A 6,817-nucleotide genomic window follows, 5' to 3' on the forward strand; every position below is an offset into this window, starting at 1 on the left:
GCGCGGGTGCCGCCCGAGATCCGGGTGCCGCACGGGCGGCCGGCTACCCGGGTGCTCGACGCGCCGCTGCCACCGCCGAGCTACGCGCCGCCACCCACGCCGACCTACGCCCCGCTCATCACCACCACGCCGGAGACCAGGCGGGCGCGCAAACTGTGGGCAGCCGGCGCGGTTCTCGCCGCCCTCGTGCTCGCGGTGATCCTCCTCGCGCTTGACCCGCCATTTTCGTCGCCGCCGACACCAGTAATCGGCGTAACCAGTACGACGACGCCGATTCCGACCGCAACCACCACCACGACGACGCCGTCAACAACGACGCCTGCCCCAGAGCTGCCACCGCCGCCGCGCCATCCCGGAAAGGGCAAGGGCAAAGGTCAGGGCGACTGAGTCCGCTTGCATGCTTTGCAAGCGGCCCGGATAGCCATCGTCGGTGGGCCGTCGACCGCTCACCAAGGTGTAGGGACAGCTCCGACACCTCGGCCGGATCTGGCACCAATTTCTACAACGGCGTCACCACCGATCTCATATCGTCACTTCGTGAGGCGTCGAACGCTGCTGAAGCTACCGCCGGCCCTCGCGGCGGCCCTTACGCTCACCCGGGTCCCTCATGCCGGCGCAGAGCAAAGCCGATGGTCACCTGACCGGGCCAACCGCTGGTACCAAGCGCAAGGTTGGCGTGTCGGCGCCAACTACATCACCTCTAACGCCATCAACCAGCTCGAGATGTTTCAGGCCGACACCTTCGACCCGCGGCGCATCGACACCGAGCTCGGCTGGGCGCAGCTGCACGGGCTCAACGCTGTGCGGGTCTTCCTCCACGATCAGCTCTGGGCCCAAGACCAACGCGGCTTCCAAAGACGTCTCGCGCAGTTTGTCACGATCGCGGCGCGCCACCGGATCAAACCACTCTTCGTCTTGTTCGACTCATGTTGGGATCCGTTCCCCAAGCTGGGCCGGCAGCGCGCACCGAAGCCGGGGGTCCACAACTCCGGTTGGGTGCAAAGCCCAGGCGCGGAACACCTCGATGACCTCGATTACCGCCGCACTCTGCTCAACTATGTCACGGGAGTGTTGAACCAATTCCGTACGGACAATCGCGTTTTAGGTTGGGACCTGTGGAATGAGCCCGACAATCCCGCGCGCGCGTATCGCAAGGTCGAGAGGAAAGACAAGCAGGAGCGTGTCGCCGACCTGCTATCGCTGGCGTTCGGGTGGGCGCGTTCGGTTGATCCATCTCAGCCGTTAACGAGTGGCGTGTGGACCGGCGAGTGGGGAGATCCTCAGCGCCGCAGCGAAATCGCTGACATTCAACTGGACAACTCCGACGTCGTCACCTTCCACTGCTATGGCGAACCAGCGGCCTTCGAGGCACGGATCGCTGAACTATCCCCATTGGGGCGGCCGATCCTCTGCACCGAGTACCTGGCTCGCACGCTCGGCAGTACCGTTGACGGGGTTCTGCCAATTGCCAAGCGGCACAACGTTGCTGCGATCAACTGGGGTTTGGTCGCCGGGAAGACCCAGACATACTTTCCATGGGACTCCTGGGATCACCCGTACACGACAGTTCCGAAGACCTGGTTTCAAGACCTGGTCCAAGCTGACGGACGGCCCTACCGGGACACCGAAATCCAGACGATTAGCAAGCTGAGCAGGCTCTAATGTCAGCCGATGAACGCCCAGATGCCGTCAGCCGCCGCCATCTGCTCAGGCTGGCCAGCGGCATCGGTTGGGCGTCAGTGGTCAGCGCCTGCTCAAGTCGGGCAGGAATGGACTCTGTCTCGCCGTCTGCGAGTGCCCTTAGGCAAGCCTCGACTCCGAATCCTGCTGCAGCGTCGGCAACCGGCGGTGACCAGCCGAAAAGTCCACCGCTGGGTCCCACAACGTCACCCCCATCCGCCCCGAGTACTACCTCGGCTCGGTTGCTATGCCGAGATGCGTGGGGCGCGCGACCTGCCCGCCCTGGGGGCAGGCGTCACTCCATCACCCGGATGACTCTGCACCACGAGGCCGTGGTCCTCGGCCAAAACCTTAGCGCCCCAAGCCACTTGCGTCAGGACCAGCGATACCACCAAGACCAGCTGGGCTGGATCGACATTGCCTATCACGCCGGCGTCGACCGCAACGGCAACATCTACGAGCTGCGGAGCACCGAAATTGCCGGCGACACGGCGACGGATTACGACACCACAGGCCATTTCCTAGTCCTCTGCGAAGGAGACTTCGATCAAGAGGTGGTGTCGGAGGCCCAGCTTCAGGGAGCCGCTCTCGCGTTCGCATGGGCCGCGCAGACGTTTGGCATCGAGACCGACACATTGGCCGGCCATCGGGACCTAGCCAAGACTTCTTGTCCAGGTGCGAACCTCTATGCCCATCTCTCCTCGGGTGACCTCAAGCGCCGCATTGACGATCTGCTTGCCGCTGGCGGGGTAGATCTCCAGCGCTTTTGCGGACCCGACGCTGCCGCAAGAGTCGCGGCTATCGAGGCCGGCAATTAACCATTCGCGTACGCGGGCGGGCGCCCCTCAATAGGACCGCTACCGCGCAGCGCTACCACGCAGGAACTCAAGCGGCTCAACTAATCTCGGCCCCCAGCCGCCTAACGCGCCGAGGAACACGCGACGGGCCAGGAAGCTCTTCCGGATGCGGCGCGCAGTCATCAACACAAGCAGGCTAATCGCGAGCCTGCCCAGCGCCACCCGACTTGTTCGCTTCTTCCAAGTCGAAGGAGTCGAGCCGGCGCGCCGACCAAAGTAATAGCCGATGCACAGTGCTGCCATCAGCGCGGAGATCACCCCAAGCGGTGTCATGAGACGAGCGTCCTTTGTTGCTGTCGCAGGAAAGTCACGTGCAAGACACACCTTGGCCTTCAAATGAGAGGCGCACCGCGGGATAAGCGATAGGGCGCGGTAGCTGGCCGAGTTCAGCCGCCAGGCGGCACGCCGCGTCAGCGGCCGCGAAACCGAGGCTGCCTCTTCTCCACGAACGCCTGCGCCGCTTCCCGGTGATCTTCTGTCAGCCCCGTATGGATATGGTGGGTGACCTCGAGGTCCATGCATTCCTCGAGGTTGCCGTGGACCGCCCGGTTGAGGTTCTCTTTCATGTAGCGGTAGGCGATCGACGGGCCCTTGGCCAACTGTCGGGCCCGGTCCATCACCTCTTTCTCGAGCTCACCGGCCGGGAAAACGGCGTTGACCAAACCCAGCTTCTCGGCCTGATCGGCCGTGAGCCGCTCCGAAAAGTAGTACAGCTCCTTGGCCTTCGCCGGGCCGACCAGTCTGGTCAAGAACCAGGTTCCGCCGTAGTCGCCGGCGAAGGCAACGCGAGCGAAAGCGGTGGTAACGATGGCGGTGTCGGCCGCATACCTGAGATCGCAGGCCAAGGCGAGCGCCAGGCCAGCACCGGCAGCCGGTCCGGGAATGTGCGCGATGGTCGGTTTCGGCATCCGCCACAGCTTCCCGCTGGTGGCCTGCTGGTTCAGACGCTGCCGGTGAATCGCCACGTCGATCGGCACCGACGGCTCGCCTGACGATCCCCGGTCGGCCATGGCCTTCACATCGCCACCGGCCGAGAAGGCGCCGCCTGCTCCGGTCAGCACCACGCACCCAACCTCATCGCTGAGTTCGACCTGGGCCAGGATGCGTCCCAGCGCCTCGAGCATGTCGTTCGAGAAGGCGTTACGCCTCGACGGCCGATTCATGGTGATCACAGCGACGCCGTCAGCCACCTCAGCCAAGAGATCTTCGGTGCCGGTGTCGAGGGCCGTCATGGCGCACGCACTACGAACCGCACGCCGCCGATCTCGGCGAGCGGCCCGTCACCACTTGGCAGGCCCGGCAAGCCGGGCGTCAACCAGAGTTCGGTAATGCCTTCGGCCCGGCCGTCGACCGCCGAGACGAACCTCAAGGATTGGCCGGCCGCGTCCAGCCGGACCTGGGCTATTCCACCGTCCACCTCGGCGTCGAGACCAAGAACGCGGGCCCACCGCTGGGCCGCCACGGCCGGTTCTTTCACCTCGACCGTTATGCCGGCGATACCGCCCGGCGGGTGATCGGGCGCCGTTGCGGTCCATGCGGGTCCCGCCCATCGCCACGAGTTGGTCGGCGACGCCGAATCGAGGGAAACGATCGCCCCCGGAATGTCCTTGGGGTGCAAGTGGGTGCCGGCGATGTCGTCGAGCTCGATCTTCCAGACCACGCGTACTCCCAGATCGGTCACCCGACGGCGGGCCTCTTCGAGCGAAGGCATCTGGAATATGGCCATGTAGCCGCTGTCGGATCCGCGACGGGCGAGATAGCGCCCTGCAGTGGTGTCGGGTCGTACTGGACAGACCACCTCCACGAAGGTGTCGCCCACGGGGAACACGGCGTTGACGAGGCCGAACTCTCCGACCCCTGGATCGTGGAACGGATCCGGCCAGCGAAACGTCTCCTGGAGAGCGGTGGCGGTCTTCTCGCAGTCATGGGCGACCAGCGCCACCTGGCGTAGACGAGGACCGGGCAATGGGTCTGGCATAAGCACTCTCCCACGGCAGCGACGTACGACCACCGTACCTGGGGTCGAATTGAACGGGCCCCTCCTACCAGCACCGGCCAAATGAAAAAGGGCCGCATCCCTGCGGCCCTTTTGGTGGAGCTGCCGGGAATCGAACCCGGGTCCTACGGCATTCCCTCAAGGCTTCTCCGTGCGCAGTTCGCTATGCCCTTACTCGGATCTCCCGGTCTCGCGAACTAGCCGGGACGGCGATCCCAGTCGCTGTGTGGTGTCCCGACGGGTCCCGCGACCGAACCCATCGGTTGATCCCTCTAGCTGACGCCAGGATCCGGGTCGAGGGAGCTCCCGGTCTGACGGACTAGCTGTCGCTTAGGCAGCGAGAGCGTAGTCGCGCTGATGTGAATCGGCGCTTATTGAGTTGCAACGACGCTTACGGTGGTCTCTTGCCTGCACCGGCACGCTTCCCTTGATTCGATGCGCGAAGTCGAAACCGTTCAGCCCCATGTCTTCGTGCATCCCCGCCGACTTTCGGCAGGACAAGCAAGTCTACCGCCGCTGTAATGAGTGGCCCAGCCAATTTCTTCCCGCCGACAGTGCAACCAGCGACGCGACGCGCCGTGGCAGCGTCGTCAGATTCACACTCGGCGGCTCAGATCACGTAATTCAAGTGCTCGATGATGCGCGTGCCGACATCATGGTCACCGCCAAGCTCGACGCCATCTGTGCTGTCGGTACGCCCACCGGCCAACCGGGTGAATAGCAACCCATCCAGCCGGATCGTTGCCGTGGGCTCCCTCCCGCCGAAGTCCTCGACAAGCTGGCCTCGCCCATTCACGGCGACGCGGATTGTGCGCGCCAGCGGACCGGTCAGGTCGATCAGGATCCGCGACCCCTCCGGGGCCTGGCCCAGTTTCCCGACGACGTATCCCATGCTTGTCGTCATCTCGTCAAGCGCCAGGCGCGGCGCCGGCCCGCGAAGGTCGTTTTCGGATGCCGGCCGGACCAGCGCATCGCGGATGTCCTGCTCATGCATCCAGCAGTCGAACACTCGGATCCTCATAAACCGCCCGTAGGTGTCCGGGCCCCCTGGTGTTTGAGTCACCGCGTTCCAGTCGTCGTCGGACATGTCCGAGAGCATCGTGCGGCGATCGTTGGTCACTGCCACGAACCGCTTCCGCAGGTCAGCGCCGGACTCACCGCTGAGGTGACGCACCCAGCGCTCGTTCATCGCGCCGAAGTCGTTGCGGACGTGCTCTAGAGCGGAGACGTCGATGTCGGCGTCGGGCGTCGGAATACCCAGCAGGGTCGACTCGGTGCCGATCAAGTGCGATACCACGGCACGGACAGTCCAGCCGGGCAGCGGCGTCGGCGCGTCCCACCCTGACTCGGGCAGCCCGTCCACTAGTCGGTCGATGGCGTCCCACGCGCCGACGAGACCGGACAGCACGTCAGACTTGTCGAGTTGGGTGACAGGACGAGAAGGGCTGGTCACCAGCTGATGCTAGACCCGTCACCCCGTGGCGATCATGGTTACCGCCAGCAGCGCAAGCACCAAGCCCACGGCCTGCGGGCGGGTCAGCCGCTCGCCCAGCATGGTGATCGCCAAGACGACGGTGGCCGCTGGGTACAGCGAGATCACGACGCTGGCCAGTGACAGCAGCGCCGCATGCAGCGCGAGGATCATGGCGACGTTGGCGCTGGCATCCAGCACGGCCACCGTCAACGCCAACCGCAGCGGCGGCCCGGACGGAACCCGCAGGTTGCCGGTGACCGCGGCCACGGTGAGCACTAGTGCGGTAGCCGCCGCCCGCGCGAACAGCAGCGGCCACAACCGGGCTTCGACCGGCGCCTGATGGATGAGCACAAAGTTCAACCCGAAACCCGCGCCGGAGCCAATCGTCAGCCACGCCACCGTCATGGTGAACCGGTGGGGCCTGCCGTCCCGGTCGGACGCGTTGCGGCCCAGCAGCACCACGGCGACCAGCGCCAGCACAATGCCAACCGCGGGCAGCACGCCGGGCCGGTCCCCCATGGCGATGCCAACCAGCACCGGTACGCCGGCCGTCAGCATCGCGGCCACCGGGGATACCACCGAGATGGGCCCGGCGCCCAGCGCCGCGTATAGCCACCACACACCGCATGCCTGGCTGAGCCCGCCCAGCGAACCCCACAGCAGCGCCCCGCCGGAAATCTGGCCGCCGACGATTGCCGCAATCGCGCCCAAAAGCACCATGGCGACCGGGTAGGACACCAGCACCACCCGCAAGGCGGCCACCCGCCGCGAGGCGACGCCGCCGACGAAGTCGCTGACCCCGTATCCGAT

General features: G+C 65.5%; 7 protein-coding genes, 1 other RNA gene and 1 pseudogene. 3 read left to right on the forward strand and 6 right to left on the reverse strand.

Going from position 1 to position 6,817, the window contains the following annotated elements; genetic code table 11:
• The 3 genes and pseudogenes from ACFE99_RS20730 to ACFE99_RS20740 all read left to right on the forward strand — a co-directional run.
• Window positions 1-387, forward strand: a pseudogene (locus ACFE99_RS20730) (hypothetical protein); the annotation flags it as partial.
• Between the two features lie 150 nt (window positions 388-537).
• A complete protein-coding gene (locus ACFE99_RS20735) occupies window positions 538-1,662 on the forward strand; it encodes a 1,4-beta-xylanase (RefSeq protein ID WP_375488290.1) in 1,125 nt (374 codons plus the stop codon).
• A 329-nt stretch (window positions 1,663-1,991) separates the two neighbouring features.
• Complete coding sequence (locus ACFE99_RS20740) at window positions 1,992-2,498, forward strand: peptidoglycan recognition family protein (protein ID WP_375488291.1); 507 nt, start codon at window positions 1,992-1,994, stop codon at window positions 2,496-2,498.
• 39 nt (window positions 2,499-2,537) lie between these two features.
• Here the strand turns inward: ACFE99_RS20740 and ACFE99_RS20745 are convergent, their stop codons facing one another.
• The 6 genes from ACFE99_RS20745 to ACFE99_RS20770 form a co-directional block, all read right to left on the reverse strand.
• Window positions 2,538-2,810 carry a hypothetical protein gene (locus ACFE99_RS20745; RefSeq protein ID WP_375488292.1) on the reverse strand — a complete coding sequence of 91 codons (273 nt, stop codon included), beginning with the start codon at window positions 2,808-2,810 and terminating at the stop codon, window positions 2,538-2,540.
• Window positions 2,811-2,947: 137 nt separating this feature from the next.
• The gene (locus ACFE99_RS20750) at window positions 2,948-3,769 is read right to left on the reverse strand and encodes an enoyl-CoA hydratase-related protein (protein ID WP_375488293.1); all 822 of its coding nucleotides are present in this window, start codon (window positions 3,767-3,769) and stop codon (window positions 2,948-2,950) included.
• Window positions 3,766-4,515 carry a hypothetical protein gene (locus ACFE99_RS20755; protein ID WP_375488294.1) on the reverse strand — a complete coding sequence of 250 codons (750 nt, stop codon included), beginning with the start codon at window positions 4,513-4,515 and terminating at the stop codon, window positions 3,766-3,768. Before ACFE99_RS20755 ends, ACFE99_RS20750 begins: the two co-directional genes overlap by 4 nt.
• A gap of 112 nt (window positions 4,516-4,627) precedes the next feature.
• Window positions 4,628-4,996: a transfer-messenger RNA gene (gene ssrA, locus ACFE99_RS20760) on the reverse strand.
• Window positions 4,997-5,143: 147 nt separating this feature from the next.
• Window positions 5,144-5,986, reverse strand: coding sequence for a maleylpyruvate isomerase family mycothiol-dependent enzyme (locus ACFE99_RS20765; RefSeq protein ID WP_375488295.1), 843 nt, complete (start codon window positions 5,984-5,986; stop codon window positions 5,144-5,146).
• Between the two features lie 18 nt (window positions 5,987-6,004).
• A partial coding sequence (locus ACFE99_RS20770) for an EamA family transporter (protein ID WP_375488296.1) occupies window positions 6,005-6,817 on the reverse strand: 813 nt, incomplete at its 5' end.

This window comes from uncultured Mycobacterium sp. (assembly GCF_964249325.1).
Lineage (GTDB): Bacteria > Actinomycetota > Actinomycetes > Mycobacteriales > Mycobacteriaceae > Mycobacterium.